Raw genomic sequence first — 713 nt, forward strand, 5'->3', positions numbered from 1 at the left:
AAAAACTGTTGTTGGCGCGGTCGGCGGAGCGCTGGGCGCGATTGTTGTTATATCTGGTTTCGTATGTTTTATGTGTTGTCAGCTGGATTATACGCCAGTGTGGTTTAACGTGATTTCTCTTGGGCTAATTGTCGGCGTGTTTGCACAACTCGGTGATTTGGTAGCATCAAGATTAAAAAGAGAGTTTAAACTAAAAGATTTCGGCGCGTTGCTTCCAGGTCACGGCGGGATCATGGATAGGTGCGACAGCATCATGTTCGTGGCGCCGATTGTGCTTCTCTGGATTCGTTATATCGGCTTATTCTAATGAGGATTATCAAAGGCATCGGCGGGTTTTATTACGTTCGCGATGGCGAGAACACTTTTGAGTGCAAAGCGCGCGGGAAGTTTCGAAACGAAAATATAAAGCCGACGATTGGCGATTTTGTCAAACTTGCAGACGGAAACACGGTTATAGCAGAAATTCTACCGAGGAAAAACGAGCTTGCTCGCCCTGCAGTTTCGAATGTCGACCAAGTCTTGATTGTAATCAGCGCAAGCAACCCAAAGCCGGACTTGTTTTTAATAGACAAGTTAATTTTGCAAAGCCAGCTGGCTGGCGCGGAGCCGATTATATGCGTTAATAAAGAGGATTTGGAAGAGACCAAAAAGATATGCAAGATATAACAACAATCGCGCCCAGCGCTCCGCCGACCGCGCCAACAACAGTTTTT

The 713-nt window shown here is 46.4% G+C and carries 2 protein-coding genes; both read left to right on the forward strand.

Annotated elements, in window-relative coordinates; all coding sequences use genetic code 11:
• A partial coding sequence (locus ACYVTD_RS15040; protein ID WP_461248519.1) for a phosphatidate cytidylyltransferase occupies positions 1-307 on the forward strand: 307 nt, incomplete at its 5' end.
• Entirely contained in the window at positions 307-666 is a 360-nt protein-coding gene (gene rsgA, locus ACYVTD_RS15045; protein WP_461248520.1) for a GTPase RsgA, read from the forward strand. The genes ACYVTD_RS15040 and rsgA, both read left to right, overlap by 1 nt.
• Positions 667-713 lie beyond the last annotated feature (47 nt).

Source organism: Treponema sp. R6D11 (assembly GCF_054786075.1).

What these genes read in the sequence shown, in the direction of transcription:
- rsgA (WP_461248520.1), top strand. Translation starts at nt 307, where the DNA reads ATGAGGATTATCAAAGGCATCGGCGGGTTTTATTACGTTCGCGATGGC.